The organism is Mesorhizobium sp. RIZ17 (genome assembly GCF_051127865.1).
Lineage (GTDB): Bacteria > Pseudomonadota > Alphaproteobacteria > Rhizobiales > Rhizobiaceae > Mesorhizobium > Mesorhizobium humile.
This window is the reverse complement of the sequence record NZ_CP147861.1, coordinates 2,923,488-2,938,111: the sequence shown is the minus strand read 5'-3', so window position 1 is coordinate 2,938,111 and position 14,624 is coordinate 2,923,488. Positions and strand designations below refer to the sequence as shown.

At 62.6% G+C, this 14,624-nt stretch carries 14 protein-coding genes and 1 pseudogene; 14 read left to right on the top strand and 1 reads right to left on the bottom strand.

Annotated features, from left to right (window positions below; all coding sequences use genetic code 11):
- Nucleotides 1–11: 11 nt before the first annotated feature.
- Nucleotides 12–130, bottom strand: a pseudogene (locus WDX12_RS14195) (transposase); the annotation flags it as partial.
- Between the two features lie 1,478 nt (nt 131–1,608).
- Between WDX12_RS14195 and WDX12_RS14190 the strand changes: the two are divergent.
- The 14 genes from WDX12_RS14190 (at nt 1,609) to WDX12_RS14125 (ending at nt 14,622) form a co-directional block, all read left to right on the top strand.
- On the top strand, nt 1,609–3,051 hold the full coding sequence (locus WDX12_RS14190; RefSeq protein ID WP_434725630.1) for a multicopper oxidase family protein: 1,443 nt from the start codon (nt 1,609–1,611) through the stop codon (nt 3,049–3,051).
- A 20-nt stretch (nt 3,052–3,071) separates the two neighbouring features.
- On the top strand, nt 3,072–3,545 hold the full coding sequence (locus tag WDX12_RS14185) for a YncE family protein (RefSeq protein ID WP_434725289.1): 474 nt from the start codon (nt 3,072–3,074) through the stop codon (nt 3,543–3,545).
- A 44-nt stretch (nt 3,546–3,589) separates the two neighbouring features.
- On the top strand, nt 3,590–4,192 hold the full coding sequence (locus WDX12_RS14180) for a Spy/CpxP family protein refolding chaperone (RefSeq protein WP_434725288.1): 603 nt from the start codon (nt 3,590–3,592) through the stop codon (nt 4,190–4,192).
- 99 nt (nt 4,193–4,291) lie between these two features.
- The gene (locus WDX12_RS14175; RefSeq protein ID WP_434725287.1) at nt 4,292–6,178 is read left to right on the top strand and encodes a thymidine phosphorylase family protein; all 1,887 of its coding nucleotides are present in this window, start codon (nt 4,292–4,294) and stop codon (nt 6,176–6,178) included.
- Entirely contained in the window at nt 6,060–7,187 is a 1,128-nt protein-coding gene (locus WDX12_RS14170) for a glucoamylase family protein (RefSeq protein ID WP_434725286.1), read from the top strand. The genes WDX12_RS14175 and WDX12_RS14170 overlap by 119 nt, the downstream gene beginning before the upstream one ends.
- Before the next feature lie 79 nt (nt 7,188–7,266).
- Complete coding sequence (locus tag WDX12_RS14165; protein ID WP_434725285.1) at nt 7,267–7,920, top strand: c-type cytochrome; 654 nt, start codon at nt 7,267–7,269, stop codon at nt 7,918–7,920.
- 103 nt (nt 7,921–8,023) lie between these two features.
- Nucleotides 8,024–8,461: a rhodanese-like domain-containing protein gene (locus tag WDX12_RS14160; protein WP_434725284.1), complete on the top strand. Its 438-nt coding sequence runs from the start codon at nt 8,024–8,026 to the stop codon at nt 8,459–8,461.
- Between the two features lie 209 nt (nt 8,462–8,670).
- On the top strand, nt 8,671–8,883 hold the full coding sequence (locus WDX12_RS14155; RefSeq protein ID WP_320298759.1) for a hypothetical protein: 213 nt from the start codon (nt 8,671–8,673) through the stop codon (nt 8,881–8,883).
- Nucleotides 8,884–9,592: 709 nt separating this feature from the next.
- Nucleotides 9,593–12,124 carry a heavy metal translocating P-type ATPase gene (locus tag WDX12_RS14150; RefSeq protein WP_434725283.1) on the top strand — a complete coding sequence of 844 codons (2,532 nt, stop codon included), beginning with the start codon at nt 9,593–9,595 and terminating at the stop codon, nt 12,122–12,124.
- Nucleotides 12,121–12,498 carry a cupredoxin domain-containing protein gene (locus tag WDX12_RS14145; protein WP_320298757.1) on the top strand — a complete coding sequence of 126 codons (378 nt, stop codon included), beginning with the start codon at nt 12,121–12,123 and terminating at the stop codon, nt 12,496–12,498. The genes WDX12_RS14150 and WDX12_RS14145 overlap by 4 nt, the downstream gene beginning before the upstream one ends.
- A 9-nt stretch (nt 12,499–12,507) precedes the next feature.
- On the top strand, nt 12,508–12,765 hold the full coding sequence (locus WDX12_RS14140; protein WP_320298756.1) for a DUF2933 domain-containing protein: 258 nt from the start codon (nt 12,508–12,510) through the stop codon (nt 12,763–12,765).
- Nucleotides 12,762–13,442: a methyltransferase family protein gene (locus WDX12_RS14135; RefSeq protein WP_434725282.1), complete on the top strand. Its 681-nt coding sequence runs from the start codon at nt 12,762–12,764 to the stop codon at nt 13,440–13,442. Before WDX12_RS14140 ends, WDX12_RS14135 begins: the two co-directional genes overlap by 4 nt.
- Before the next feature lie 4 nt (nt 13,443–13,446).
- A complete protein-coding gene (locus tag WDX12_RS14130; RefSeq protein ID WP_434725281.1) occupies nt 13,447–13,911 on the top strand; it encodes a hypothetical protein in 465 nt (154 codons plus the stop codon).
- Between the two features lie 3 nt (nt 13,912–13,914).
- On the top strand, nt 13,915–14,622 hold the full coding sequence (locus WDX12_RS14125) for an ABC transporter ATP-binding protein (RefSeq protein WP_434725280.1): 708 nt from the start codon (nt 13,915–13,917) through the stop codon (nt 14,620–14,622).
- Nucleotides 14,623–14,624: the final 2 nt, after the last annotated feature.

The window sequence follows — 14,624 nt, the reverse complement described above, 5'->3', positions numbered from 1 at the left end:
CGAGCCTTTCAGTTGTAGATCGAGGCGTCGCTGACCCCGTGCTTGCGGCACAGATCGGCAACCGATACCCGGCCTCGTGTTCCTTCAAAATTCCGATGACCTGCTCTTCAGAGAAGCGGCTGCGTTTCATGTCCTGGTCCTCTCGATGGGCCAGACGAACTTCAAACCGGATTAGATCAGAGGGGCAAGGTCAGCTCGAGCGCAACGCGCCACCGAGACGTCCCTTGCCTTTAAAACGCAAGAAACCGCCCCGGCTAGACCGGGACGGCTATTGATTTATGACAGAATTGGTTGCGGGGACACGATTTAAGGCTGCAAACCGCCCTATAACTTGCAAAGGAATCGAGTTAGCAAACGAATTCAGTGGCAGCACTGTATTGGCGGTATCCCTCTCCCGACTCGACCCCCCGGATCATGGGATGTCATTGAAGGGGGACGAACTGGGCCACCCCAAGTAGCAACCGCTATCGGCTTGTGAGATAAGGTGCAGGTACGCCGGCGTCGTAGCGTGCAGAGCGAGGTTTGGGAACCAAACTAATCCACAGAAATATTTTGTTGGTAGTCCTGTTGGTAGGTGCCGTGGCTATGCGAACCACAAACATTTGAAAGCAAAACCAGATTTCATTTACTTGGATTCCGCCTCTGGGCACCAAGCCCTCTTGGTCCGTTCTGGACACATAGGTTAGGTCCGTTCCGGACACATAGGCTACGGGTAACACTCTTGGCCCGAAATTGAACTTGTTATTCCCTGATTGCCGCAGATATCCCACACCCAGGCAACTGAGTTGAGCGCATGGCTATCGGCGATTCAGCCCGCGTCCTCGCCTTCAGGCCCGATACATCGACGTCAATCGGGAGTTCTCGCGTTGTGCTAGGCTATGGGCTGGCACTCTCTGGTTCAGGCCTCTGATGCAGGTGGCCTCGCGGCAGCGGACCTCGCCGCGCACGAGTGGCTCGGGTTGCTGACCTATTGGTCGACGGGGAAGACCACCGAACTCTTTCCAGAGCCCTGAACTCTTTGATCTAGGACAAATCGCTGTCCAGGTCTCCAGGGTATGATCAGTTCCAAGATGGCCTTTGCTGCCGCTGTGGAAGGTTTGATTGTGGGTCGGCATGCATCCGATCAGGGCTGGACCGTTCAATGAAGCGCTCGTCACGATTCGGCGGGCCGCGTTGGGTCGCCGTCTGCCTCGCCCTGCTGATGGCGTTCACCACGGCCTTTTATGGCCATGCCAACGCAGCCGCGGCTCCGGGTGGTACCCAATGGACGGTGGAGCACATTCATGGCTCCGCGGCGGTCCGACATGATGGTCATCGCGCTCCGTGCAGGGACGTTGGCCACAACCACGATCAAGGAATATGTTCCGATTCCGCTTCGAGTTGCTCTTTCTGCGTTCCGGTTGACGCCCAGGCATTCGTAGCGACGTCGCAGGCCCAGCCAGTCGCGACTGCGCCGCCCTTCGTTTCCTCTCCCGCCGACATACCGATTCGCCTGCGCCCGCCAAAACTCGCCGTGACTGCCTGAGCGCACGAGCCTCGCGTTCGTGCGCTTCGCCGCCGGTCAAGCCGGTCTCGAGTCACGAACATGAGAGCTTTGTTATGCAATCCATATCCCGTCGCCAGTTCTTGGCGTCTGCTGCGGCTATTGGTGCGGCGAGTGCCGTACAGTCGTTGATCATTCCACCAGCCGCCTGGGCAGCTGCACCTAAAATCATCCGGGCCGATACGCGCGTCATCGAGGTCGCCGGCCGCGCCGCTAACGTCTTGGGTCTCGTGCAGCCCGACGGCACGCATGGGCTTACCGTGTCGGCAGCCGATGGCTTCCAGGTCCGGCTCGAAAACGCGCTCGCCGCGCCGACCTTGATCCATTGGCATGGCCTGACGCCGCCCTTCGGGCAGGACGGCGTGCCGGACCTGCCGCAGCCCTTGCTTCAGCCCGGCCAATCCTATGACTATAACTTCCCCATCGCGACGCCGGGCACGCATTGGATGCATGCCCATACGCTGCAAGAGCAGCAACTGCTTGCCGCGCCGCTGATTGTCACCGACCCCGCTGAAGATGGCGCGGACGAGCAGCCCGTCGTGGTGTTGCTCCACGACTTCAGCTTCAAGACACCCGAGGAACTGCTTGCCGGGCTGACCGGATCGGCACCTGCGTCGGACAACGGCGGCATGGCCGGACACGCGATGTCGGGCATGGGTACGCAAGGCATGTCGACCGAGCGGGGCATGGCCATGCCGATGGACGTCAACGACATCGAATACGACGCTTATCTCTCAAACGACCGTACGCTCGATGACCCTCAAGTCTTCACCGTCGAAAGAAACGGAACGGTCCGGCTGCGCCTGATTAACGGGGCGACCGCCACGGCGTTCTGGATCGATACCGGGACGCTCGAAGGCGAGGTCATTGCCGTCGACGGCAATCCCGTCGTTCCCCTTCGCGGCAGCGGCTTCCCGCTCGCCATGGGCCAACGCATCGACATCAGGCTCAGCATTCCCGGGGACAAGGGAGCGTGGCCGATCCTGGCCCTGCGCGAAGGCGGCGTCCAGCGCACCGGCTTCGTGCTGGCGACCATGGGAGGCGAAGTCAAGCGCATCGCGTCCGCAGGCGATCGGGCCGGGCCTCCACTCGATCTCTCATTCGAGACCAGGCTTGCGGCCGCCAAACCGCTCGCAGAGCGGATCGCCGATATCCATGAACCCGTCGAGCTCGGCGGAGCGATGCAGGGCTACTCCTGGACCCTCAACGGCAGGACATGGAGCAACCACCAGCCGATCCCGGTCAAGAAGGGCGGGCGTGTCGAGCTCACGATGCGCAACGCCAGCATGATGGGCCATCCCATGCATCTGCACGGCCACCATTTCCAGGTGGTCGCCATCGATGGGCGCCGCTTCGCGGGAGCCGTGCGCGACACCGTCTGGATGCCGCCGATGCGCGAGGTGACGGTGGCGTTCGATGCCGTCAACCCAGGGACATGGGCCTTCCACTGCCATCACCTCTATCACATGGCGACCGGCATGATGACCGTCGTCGACTACATCGCGTGACCGATTTCGAGGATGAGACCATGAGAAACAATGCCGTCGCCCAGGCGGTCGACAACCGCTCGGGTATCGCCCGACGCATGACGCTGTTGGCCCTGATGGCAGCAGCAGCCGTCGCCGCGGCTGCGTTGATCGTCAGGCCAGCGGGAGCCGAACCCGTTGCTTCAGGCTTCGTCTACACCGCCGACGAACATGGTGGCTCCATCAGCCGGACCGACCTCTCAACTGGGAAGGTCGACTCCTTTCCGGTCGCCATTACGCCGCACGACGCGGCCAGACGCGGCAAGGTCGTCAAGACAATCCGCACTGGGCTGGGTGCTCATGGAGTCGCCGTCAGCAACGACGGTGCCTTCGTCTTGGTGACCAACATCGTCGACGGCACCGTGTCGCTGATCTCGGTCAAGGACCAGTCGGTCCTGAAATCCTATGCAGTCGGCAAGGGGCCGAACGGCATCACCTTCCAGTCCGCGAGCCCAGCATCGGGCGATGCAGGCTGAACGAGGCGCTGATGAAGCCGCAATACCAACAAGGAGACATAGTCATGAAAACCCTCTTTAGTGCCCTGGCGATCGGGACGATGCTTGTATTCTCGGCGCCTGTTCTCGCGAACGAAGCCCATCATAAAACCGGCGGCGGAGACGGCTCGCCGCCCGCCGCCGCGACGGAGAAGGCGGAGGAGGCAGCCCCCAGCTCGGCCATGCCCATGATGACGGGCAGCTCGATGTCCAACAACATTGTGTCGAACGGCATGATGAAGATGATGATGGACATGATGTCGGGCGACGACAGCCCCATGGGGCAGATGATGTCGCCCGAGCATGTCGAGGGACGAATCGCCTTCCTCTCGACCGAACTGAAGCTCACCAAGGCCCAGCGGCCCTTATGGGACGCCCTCGCCGAGGCGCTGCGGGCTAACGCCAGCTCGGCCAAGGACGCGATGGCGAAAATGCCGGCCGGCATGATGAGCGGAGATTCCGGAACGCCAGTAAAGCGGATCGAGCTTCAAGAGCGAATGCTCTCGACGCGGCTCGAAGGACTGCGACGACTCAAGGTCGCGCTGGAGCCCTTCTACGCGTCGCTGGATGATGCCCAGAAGGCGGTGGCCGACAAGCTGCTCATGCCTGCGCCAACGGGCATGATGTAAGCGTCGATGCGGCTGTGGCCGACGGCGTTGTCACTGCCGCATCCCTGGATCTCGACAGTCGTGCAGGGTCCCTGAGCACCTGGAGAAAGCGATCGTTCCATGAAGGCGGCAGCGTTAGCACTACAAGAACCGGCTCCGTTGCGCGCTCGGCGTCTTGGCATCCACACGCAACATGAAGCCGTCGTCTTCATGCGGACAGACTGCCACGTATGCCGTTCAGAAGGCCTCACCGCCCATTCGCGCGTGCTCCTCTCGGCTGGTGGCCGCGAGGTCCTTGCGACACTTTACCAAGTATCGTCGGACCTCCTGGCCACCGGCGAAATCGGCTTGTCGGAATCGGCCTGGTCCCGACTGGGCGCCGACGAGGGCGCCGCCATCCACGTGCGGCATCCCGAACCGGTCGAATCCTTCAGCCACGTTCGATCAAGGATGTTCGGCAATCGGCTCGGCGACCAGGATTTCGCGTCAATCCTTTCCGATGTTTCCTCCGGACGCTATTCGGATATCGAGCTGGCCGCCTTCATCACGGGCACGTCGGCATTTCCACTCGACGAGGCCGAAACCGTCGCCCTGACGCGCTCGATGGTCGAGGTCGGCGAACGGCTGGTTTGGCCTGGCGGAACCGTGGTCGACAAGCATTGCGTCGGCGGGCTACCGGGCAACCGCACGACGCCGATCGTGGTGGCGATCGTTGCCGCCCATGGCCTGATGATGCCGAAGACCTCGTCGCGCGCCATCACCTCGCCGGCAGGCACCGCCGACACCATGGAAACCATGGCTCCGGTCGACCTGAGTATCGAGCAGATCCGTCGCGTGGTTGAAGAAGAGTCGGGCTGCATCGTCTGGGGAGGAGCCGTTCGCCTCAGCCCGGCAGACGATGTCCTGATCCGGGTGGAACGCGCGCTCGATCTCGATTCCGAGGGGCAAATGGTTGCATCGGTGATGTCGAAGAAGATCGCCGCCGGCTCCTCTCATCTGGTTCTCGACCTGCCCGTAGGTCCAACGGCCAAGATTCGCAGCGAGGCGGCTGCCGAGGCCCTCTCGAATCGCCTCTCTGTGGTCGCCACGGCGTTCGGGCTAAGGAGCAGGATCGTCCTCACGGATGGAAGCCAACCCGTCGGCCGGGGCATTGGGCCTGCACTGGAAGCCCGCGACGTGCTCCGGGTGCTCCAGCTGTCGGCCGATGCGCCGATTGATCTGAGGGATCGGGCCTGCGCGCTGGCAGGAGCGCTCCTCGAATTGGGTGGTCGCGCCCAAACCGGGGAACGCCAGCAGCTCGCTGCGCGCACGCTCGACGACGGCCGCGCCTGGGCGAAATTCCAGCGCATCTGCGAAGCTCAGGGCGGGATGCGCATTCCGCCGACCGCGTCGCAGCGCTCGCCGATCTGCGCGTCGGGCGCAGGCATCGTCCGGTCGATCGACAACCGAAGGATCGCGAAAACTGGCCAAGCTGGCTGGAGCGCCGGACTCGAAAGCTGCCGGGGTAGAGTTGCGCGTCCGGCTGGGAGATGCCGTGGCCATCGGCGAGCCCCTGTGCACCGTGCACGCGCAGACGGCAGGCGAGCTTCACTACGCCTTGGACTACGCGTCGTCGGGAGCCGCCATCTTCGAGATCGGAAACTGAAGGCAAAGCGTGAACGGAGACGCCACCATGCCCCCACCGACAGGACGTTCCAGGCGAACGCGGCAGAACGCCAGCCTGAACGACCTGCTGCGGTTGCAGCGCGAAACGTTCGACTATTTCCTGGACGAGGCGAATCCTGCCAACGGCCTCATCCGCGACAAGACAGCCGCCGACTGGCCTGCAAGCATCGCTGTGACGGGACTCGCTCTCGCCTGCTACCCAGTCGCCGTCGAGCGCGGGTTCATGTCGCGCCGGGCAGCCGCGGCGCTGACGTTGAGCACGCTGCGCTTCTTCTGGACGAGTCCGCAGGGGCCGGAGCCGGACGGCACCGGATACCGTGGGTTCTACTATCATTTCCTTGATATGCAGACGGGCCGGCGCGCCTGGCGCTGCGAGCTGTCGACGATCGACAGCGCTCTCCTGCTAGCAGGTGCGTTAGCGGCGGCCGCCTATTTCGACGCGGTGGTTGCGGAGGAGCAGGAAATCCGCATGCTTGCCGATGCGCTCTATCGCCGGGCCGACTGGAAATGGGCACAGAACCAGGGCGCGACAGTGACGCACGGCTGGACCCCGGAAGGTGGGTTCATCAAATACCGTTGGGAAGGCTACGACGAGGCCCTGCTTCTTTACATCCTGGGTCTCGGCTCACCGACCCATCCGCTCCCGGAAAGCAGCTACGCGGCCTGGACCTCGACCTATCGCTGGGAGAGCTGTTACGGCTACGACTACCTCTATGCCGGCCCGCTGTTTACCCATCAACTCTCGCATGCCTGGATCGATTTTCGCGGAATCCAGGACGCCTTCATGCGGGAGAAAGGCATCGATTATTTCGAGAACAGCCGCCGCGCAACCTACCTCCAGCAATGCTATGCGACCATGAACCCGCGCAAGTTCGAGGGTTACGGGGAGTGCTGCTGGGGCATCACGGCAAGCGAGGGGCCCGGTCCGGCCACTCTCAAGCTGAACGGCATCGTGCGCGAGTTCTATGACTATGTCGGCCGCGGGGTGCCCTATGGTCCGGATGACGGCACGCTCGCGCCCTGGGCGGTCGCCGCCTCCTTGCCGTTCGCTCCGGAGATCGTCCTGGAGGCGCTCGACTTTTGCATCCATCAGGCCAAGCTGAAAGAGTTCAATAGATACGGCTTCAAGGCCGCCTTCAATCCCACTCATCCAGGAGAGCCCGGCAATCCATACGGGTGGTGGGTGTCGCCATGGCATTTCGGCATCAACCAGGGTCCCATCGTGCTGATGATCGAGAACTATCTGACCGACTTGGTCTGGCGCTTGATGCGCGGCTGCCCTTACATCATCACCGGACTGCGCCGCGCTGGATTCGAGGGCGGCTGGCTGGGGCAGAGTCCGCCCGCTTGAGCGCTGCTGAAGCGGGCGCGCCGGCCACTTCATCGTGGTCCGCGGGGCGCGGCTGGCAGGGTCTGCGGGAAGACTATTCTTGACCGAAATCAATGCGCATGGCGTCATTGTCGGAAAGGATCATGCGCGAAATCAAGGACGTTGCTGGAAGTCTGTTCGCCGGGAGGCCGATATGACACCGAGGCTCAGAGGGTTGCAAGCCGGGATGATATGCGGCGCCCTTAGCATGGTTTCGCCGGTCGCCGCACAGGACGCGTCTCAAGGCTCGTCCATGATGCAAAGCGGACAGATGCCGCACCGGATGATGAGCCCTGGGCTGATAGTGCCCACTATGAATCCATCCAATGGCCGCAAGCTGTTTGCCGAAAAAGGGTGCGTCGTCTGTCATTCCGTTAACGGCATCGGCGGCGGCGACGCGCCGGCATTGGACGCATCGACAATGCCGCCAATGATGAATCCGTTCGAGTTCACGGCACAGATGTGGGCCGGCGCTCCAGCGATGATCGAGATGCAAAAGCAGGAACTCGGCGAGCAGATTGAATTTACGGGGCAGGAACTGGCCGACATAATTGCCTTTGTCCATGACCCTGAGGAGCAAAAGAAGTTCTCGGAGGCCGACATTCCACCAAAGATCGAAAAGCTGATGCAATCAGACGCGGAAGGCGGTCATGAAATGAACCAGATGAAGCAAGGCGACGGTATGAAGATGAACGACGGCCAGTCGCCGCAATAAAAAGCCGCTCATGCGAACATAGGAGGATGGCAGCTTGCGAGCGGCCGGGCTGACCCTATTTGCAACCACAAAACCACTGGAGGCAGCTATGCGGAGCAGGCGATTGACCGGTTTCTTGCTGGCACCGACCGCGATAGCAACACAGATCATGCTTGGGCCTTCGATCTTGGATGGGGCAATCGGCTTCAGCTACCCAGCAGCACTCGCGGCAGAGCAAAATAGCTCCGGCTTTCAAACCATCACGAGCGAGCAGTTAAGTCAGATGCTGCCGCGCAAGGATTTCTTCTTTGTAAACGTCCATATTCCCTATGAGGGGCAGATCGACGGAACTGACGCCTTTATCCCCTACGACAAGATTGCCCAGAATCTTGACAAGCTCCCGGCGGACAAGAGAGCGAAGATCGTGCTGTACTGCCGCAGCGGCCGCATGAGCGAGATCGCCGCAGAGCAGTTGTCGAAACTCGGCTATCTGCATGTGAGTCATCTATCGGGCGGGATGATCGCCTGGCAGGCTTCGGGACGCGCGCTCACAGAACATTAGCTTCATGACGCTGAAAAGCCCGCCGCCTATTGAGAGCGCTGGCGACGGGCTTAATGGTTGCCACTCGAGCGGCTGAATCCCTGAGGAATCGACCACTCGTCCGGATAAGCGCTCGACGGCCTAACTGTTCCCCAGCGCCACTGGGTTTTTCCTTCGCCTATGGCCCGCAACGTGAGATAATCCCAAAGCGGCGTTTGAGGGCGGCGGCAATGCCATTGTCGCGCTACGGTGGTATCTACGGACCCGCCGAACTGGACTTGCTCCAGCGGGTATTTGATCGGTTGTGCGATGAACGCCGACTGGCCAAAAAGGACAGGGAACAGCGGGACCAACTGGCGGCGCAAGTCATCCACGTTTTCGACGACGGGGTCACAGAGGAAGCCGACCTGTTGCGTGTCATGTCCAAACGGCGCAGGGCCTGAGCGCCCCCACGCAAATTCAACCTGAACACTGCCAAGGAGCGCTTCCCTTGCGCGGGCTTGCTTACGGCTCCTTCAACTGGGTCGATCGAATTGACGTACGTCAAAGCGCATTTGGGCTGGGCAAGCGAACATGCGGAATGTGAGAGCTTGGAAGCCCTGCTGTGCGTGGACGATCTTGTCAGATCTGGCAGCCAGACCATCGGACCGCAAGCGGTGCCTTCGGTGCGGTTATGCTCGCCTTCTGGCTTGCTCTTTTCCTGCTGCTAACCCCTTCGGGTCAGGCGCAGGCGCACGAGTTCGGTGCCTTACAAGGTATTTCGTCAGCCAAGATCGTTCCATCTATTGCCGGCTGCCAAGCCGATGGGGCGACGGCGATCGTTATGTCCGCATCTGTTCGGGACGATTCAGGCTGTCATGACGGCGCAGCCCACGCCAATTGCAGTCTGTGCGCGGGTGGACATTGTTTCGCTTGTTCGGCTGCAGTTCTTGCAGCGACATCGGACATTGGCCTTGTACCGGAGCGCTGCGCCCCAGCGTTCCCCGACCAATCAGCCTTCGCGCTGACCAAGCCTGACGAAGCCTTTCGACCTCCTCGTTCCGTCCTCTGACGACCTGCCGGCGGGCGTGCCTGACGCTTGCCGACCGGGGCCGTTCTTTGCGCTGGGCCAACGCTGGCTCCGGTTACGGACGTATTTCGAGGAGAAAACTGATGAACATGCGGACTGACGCCGCAATCCCTGACAGCCAGTCTGGTGGCCTGCCCACCGGGCGCGAGTCGATCACCCTCCGAATCGGCGGAATGACCTGCGCCCACTGCCCGCCAGCGATCGAGAAGGCTGTTCGGGAAGTCACCGGGGTCAAGACGGTCTCGGTAAACCTCGCCACGCAGACTGCGAAGGTCGGCTATGACCCAGCGCAGGCGAAGGTCTCGGAAATCCTGCGGGCCATCCGCTCCGTCGGTTACGCCGTCGGCACGGCAACGATGCGCATACCCATCAAGAACATGCATTGCACATCGTGCGCCACGCGCGTCGAGCTGGCGCTAAAGATGACCCCCGGCGTCATCGTTGCCCGCGCCAGCCTCGCGCCCAACGCGGTCGACATAGAGTACCAGCCGGAGCGGACCGATTTCCAGGAACTGAGGCGGTCGATCGAGTCCTCCGGCTACAGGCTCGCCGAGCCGAAGGTGAAGCCTACGGACGAGACGCTCGACCCCGCCGAGGCGGCAAATGAGCAGGAATACCGCAGCCTGATGCGGAAGTTCTGGATTGCCGCCGTCATTTCCCTGCCGGTGATGGCGTTCAGCTATCCTGATCTCATTCCGGGACTGCGCGATTGGATGCCCATGGGCAGCGACACGCGCCGGATCGTGTGGGCGCTGCTCGGCGTGCTCAGCCTGCCCGTCCTGCTGTGGTCGGGATCGCAGTTCTTCGTCGGCATGTGGGACGCGCTGAAGCATCGCGCGGCCAACATGCATACGCTGATCGCGATCGGGATCACGGCAGCGTTCCTCTACTCGGTCGTGGCCGTCGCATGGCCAGGGATATTTCCCGACATGGCGCTGGCCGAAGTCTTTTGGGACGTGACCGACGTCGTCGTCGCGCTCGTGGTCCTCGGGCTTGCGCTGGAAATCAAGGCCAAGGGCCGGACCTCGCAGGCGATCAAGAAGCTGATCGGACTGCAGGCCAAGACGGCAAGGGTCGTGCGCGACGGCAAGGAAATCGACTTGCCCGTCGAGGAAGTGCTGGTGAACGACACGGTCATCGTCCGTCCAGGCGAAAAGATCCCGGTCGATGGCAAGGTGAGTGTTGGGTCGAGCGCGGTCGACGAGTCGATGATTACGGGCGAATCCATGCCGGTCGAGAAGCAGACCGGCGACGAGGTCATCGGCGGCACGCTCAACAAGACTGGCAGCTTCCGCTTCACGGCGACCAAGGTTGGCAAGGACACCGCGCTCGCCAGCATCATCCGCATGGTGAAGGACGCTCAGGGGTCAAAAGCACCGATCCAGCGCGTCGTCGATACCGTGTCGGGCTACTTCGTGCCCGCGGTCATGATCGTCGCGATCCTCGCGGCGCTAGTCTGGTACGATTTCGGGCCGGAACCGCGCCTTATCTACGCTACAGTCATCTTGGTCACGACGCTGATCATCGCGTGTCCCTGCGCGCTTGGCCTGGCCACGCCGACCTCGCTCACCGTAGGCATCGGCAAGGGAGCGGAGAACGGCATCCTGATCCGCTCCGGCGACGCGCTGCAGGCGGCCGAGAAGCTAGACGCGATCATCCTCGACAAGACGGGCACGATTACCGAAGGCGAGCCGGCGCTCACCGACGTCGTCGTCACGCCGGGTCATGAGGAGAACGCCGTCCTGCGGCTCACCGCCTCCCTGGAGCGCGGGTCCGAGCATCCGCTCGCGTCGGCCATTGTCAAAGGCGCCGGGGCGCGCAAGATCGAGCTGGCCGACGCCGAAGGGTTTGCCGCCATCCCAGGCCACGGCGTCAGCGGTCGAATCGACGGCCATGACGTGCTGTTCGGCAACGCCAAGCTTCTGCGCGACCGAGGTGTCCCCGCAGACGCGCTGCTGCCGCAATGGGAGCGCCTCGCCAACGAAGGCAAGACGCCGATGTACGTGGCGGTCGACGGCCGGGCGGCCGGGCTGATTGCCGTTGCCGACACGGTGAAACCGGACTCCCGGGCGGCGATCGAAATCCTGAAAGGACTCGGCATCGAGGTCGTGATGCTGACCGGCGACAACGAGCGCACAGGCCGCGCGATCGCTCGCGAGGTCGGGATCGACCGCGTGCTGGCGGAGGTGCTTCCGGACGACAAGGCGCACGAGGTGCAGAAGCTGCAGCTCGAGGGCAAGTCGGTCGGCATGGTCGGCGATGGCGTCAACGACGCGCCGGCGCTCGCCCAGGCCGACGTCGGCTTCGCCATCGGAACGGGAACCGACGTCGCCATCGAGGCGAGCGACGTGACCCTTATCAGGGGCAGTCTGATGGGCGTCGTCACGGCGATCGAGATCAGCCGGGCGACGATGCGAAACGTGCGGCAGAATCTCGTCGGCGCTTTCGGCTACAACGCGCTCGGCATCCCGGTTGCGGCGGGCGTGCTCTACCCGTTCATAGGGCTTCTGCTCTCTCCCCTCATCGCAGCCGCCGCCATGGCCTTCAGTTCGGTGACCGTCGTCACCAATGCCAACCGTTTGCGCTTCTTTCAGCCGAGGAGGACAGGCTCATGACACCTGACCGTTGGATTGTCACCATCGCCGGAATCGGCCTGGTCGCGTTCATTATCTGGTTCTTCTGGCTCAAGCGGTCGACCGGCGCACGAGCCACCGAAACGAGCGGCGGCTACCAGGAGGCGATGATCCTCGTGAAAGGCGGCTACACGCCCGACACGATCGTCGTCCGCAGCGGCCGCCCGGTCCGGCTGAATTTCCGCCGCGAGGAGACCGCCTCCTGTTCGGACAAGGTGATCTTCCCCGACTTCCAGAAGAGCGCCGATCTGCCGACGGGTGAAACCGTCGCGGTCGAGCTGATGCCCAAGGAACCAGGCGAGTTCGGATTCTCATGCCCCATGGGCATGTTCCGCGGCCGCCTCGTCGTCGAATAGGAGACCAACATGTCGATGCACGACCACTCAGACCACGACCGCCCGCAGGGCTCCTTTCTGACATCCCGGGCAGGCCTCGTCCTGCTGGGATTCCTGGCGATCGGCGGCTTCCTGCTCTTCACGGAGCACCGCGCGCATGTCCTCGGAGCGCTGTTCTATCTGCTGCCGTTCGGCTGCCTCCTCATGCACTTTTTCATGCATGGAGGACACGGCCACGGCGGACACGGCGGTCACCGCAACCAGCCCGACGAAAGGAACCTGCCATGAGCCCCGAGACGCAAGCCTACGGCCTTTGGAGCCTGGTCATCGTCAACTCCGCCGTCTTCATCCTGTTCGCCTACAGTTTCTTCAAGCCGCGGACCGGCCGGGACTGGCGTTCGTTCGGCGCATTCAGCGCATTCCTCGTCGCGCTGTTCGCGGAGATGTACGGCTTTCCGCTGACCATCTATTTTCTGTCGGGCTGGCTGCAGGCCCGCTATCCAGGGATCGACTGGTTCTCGCACGATGCCGGGCACCTGCTCGAAATGATGTTCGGCTGGCGGGTCAATCCGCATTTCGGTCCGTTCCACCTGCTGAGCTTCGTCCTCATCGGCGGTGGGTTCTGGCTGATCGCGGGCGCCTGGAGGGTTTTATACGACGCGCAGCAGCATCGAGCTCTCGCGACCAGCGGACCCTATAGCTATGTCCGTCACCCGCAATATGTCGGCTTCATCCTGGTGATGCTCGGCTTCCTCGTTCAATGGCCGACGCTGCTGACGCTGGCGATGTTCCCGGTGCTCGTCGTTATGTATGTGAGGCTGGCGCGGGCCGAGGAGCGCGAAGCGATCACCGAGTTCGGCGACGCCTACCGCAAATACATGGCACAGGTTCCGGGGTTCATTCCGAGCTGGAACCGACTGTCCGGCGGTTCGGTGGGCGGTCCCGCCAAGCCGGACGAGACCTAGCGCCATGAAGCAGCACCACCGATCCTGGCCGTTCTCGGCAATCCTGCTCGCCGCCTTCGGAGTGGCGCTCGTCTGCATCGGCGCCTTCTTCATGTTCCTTCGGCCCCCGCTTCTGCCGGAGGACATGCGCTTCATCGGCCTGTCGCTGGAACAGCTTCAGGTGGGGCAGCCGCGCATGGCATCGTGGCTTGAGCGCGTGTTTCGGGTACTCGGCGGGTATGCCACGGCATCGGGCGTTCTGACGATCACGGTCGCCGCAACGTCGTTCCGGCGACACGAGAGGATTGCCCTTCTGGGCGTGCTGGCTGCCGGAATCGCCTCCATCGGATGGATGGTTGTCGTCAACTTCGTCATAGGATCCGATTTCCGGTGGGTTCTGCTGGCTGTCGCTGTGCTCTGGGTGGCGAGCGTATGCATGTTCATGGTCGAGCGCAGGCACGCGACCGTGCGCGCAGGCGAGACAGGGTAGGCCATGTCCGGCATTGTCTTCACCGCGAAGGACCTCACCAAGACCTACGTCTCGGGCGAAACGCAGGTGCACGCCCTGCGCGGCGTTAACCTGGAAATTTCGGCAGGGGAAGTCGTCGTCTTGCTCGGCCCATCCGGCAGCGGGAAATCAACACTGCTCAACATCATGGGCGGGCTCGATTACGCGACCAGCGGGGAGCTGTCCTTCAAGGACTTGCGGCTGACCGATCTCGACGACCGGGGACTGACATCCTATCGCCGCCGCCATGTCGGTTTCGTGTTCCAATTCTACAATCTGATCCCCAGCCTGACGGCCTACGAAAACGTCGCCCTGGTCACCGAGATCGCCGACGATCCAATGCGTCCTGAGGAAGCTCTCGCTCTCGTCGGGCTGGAGCCGCGCATGCATCATTTTCCGGCGCAGTTGTCCGGCGGCGAGCAGCAGCGCGTCGCCATCGCCCGCGCGATCGCCAAGCGCCCGGAGGTGCTACTCTGCGACGAGCCAACGGGCGCGCTCGACTCCAGGACGGGCGTTCGGGTGATCGATGCGCTGATGAAGGTCAACGCCGAACTCGGCACGACCACCGTTATCATCACCCATAACGCCATCATCCAGGAAGTCGCGCACCGGGTCCTGTTCTTCAGCGACGGGCAGATATCGAAGGCCGTCACCAACGAGGCCCGGCGCGCTGTCGCCGAGCTGCAGTGGTGAAA

Coding starts and splice junctions, on each gene's coding strand:
- WDX12_RS14185 (WP_434725289.1), top strand. CDS start 3,072: ATGAGAAACAATGCCGTCGCCCAGGCGGTCGACAACCGCTCGGGTATC.
- WDX12_RS14180 (WP_434725288.1), top strand. CDS start 3,590: ATGAAAACCCTCTTTAGTGCCCTGGCGATCGGGACGATGCTTGTATTC.
- WDX12_RS14175 (WP_434725287.1), top strand. CDS start 4,292: ATGAAGGCGGCAGCGTTAGCACTACAAGAACCGGCTCCGTTGCGCGCT.
- WDX12_RS14170 (WP_434725286.1), top strand. CDS start 6,060: ATGTCGCGCCGGGCAGCCGCGGCGCTGACGTTGAGCACGCTGCGCTTC.
- WDX12_RS14155 (WP_320298759.1), top strand. CDS start 8,671: ATGCCATTGTCGCGCTACGGTGGTATCTACGGACCCGCCGAACTGGAC.
- WDX12_RS14150 (WP_434725283.1), top strand. CDS start 9,593: ATGAACATGCGGACTGACGCCGCAATCCCTGACAGCCAGTCTGGTGGC.
- WDX12_RS14145 (WP_320298757.1), top strand. CDS start 12,121: ATGACACCTGACCGTTGGATTGTCACCATCGCCGGAATCGGCCTGGTC.
- WDX12_RS14140 (WP_320298756.1), top strand. CDS start 12,508: ATGTCGATGCACGACCACTCAGACCACGACCGCCCGCAGGGCTCCTTT.
- WDX12_RS14135 (WP_434725282.1), top strand. CDS start 12,762: ATGAGCCCCGAGACGCAAGCCTACGGCCTTTGGAGCCTGGTCATCGTC.
- WDX12_RS14130 (WP_434725281.1), top strand. CDS start 13,447: ATGAAGCAGCACCACCGATCCTGGCCGTTCTCGGCAATCCTGCTCGCC.
- WDX12_RS14125 (WP_434725280.1), top strand. CDS start 13,915: ATGTCCGGCATTGTCTTCACCGCGAAGGACCTCACCAAGACCTACGTC.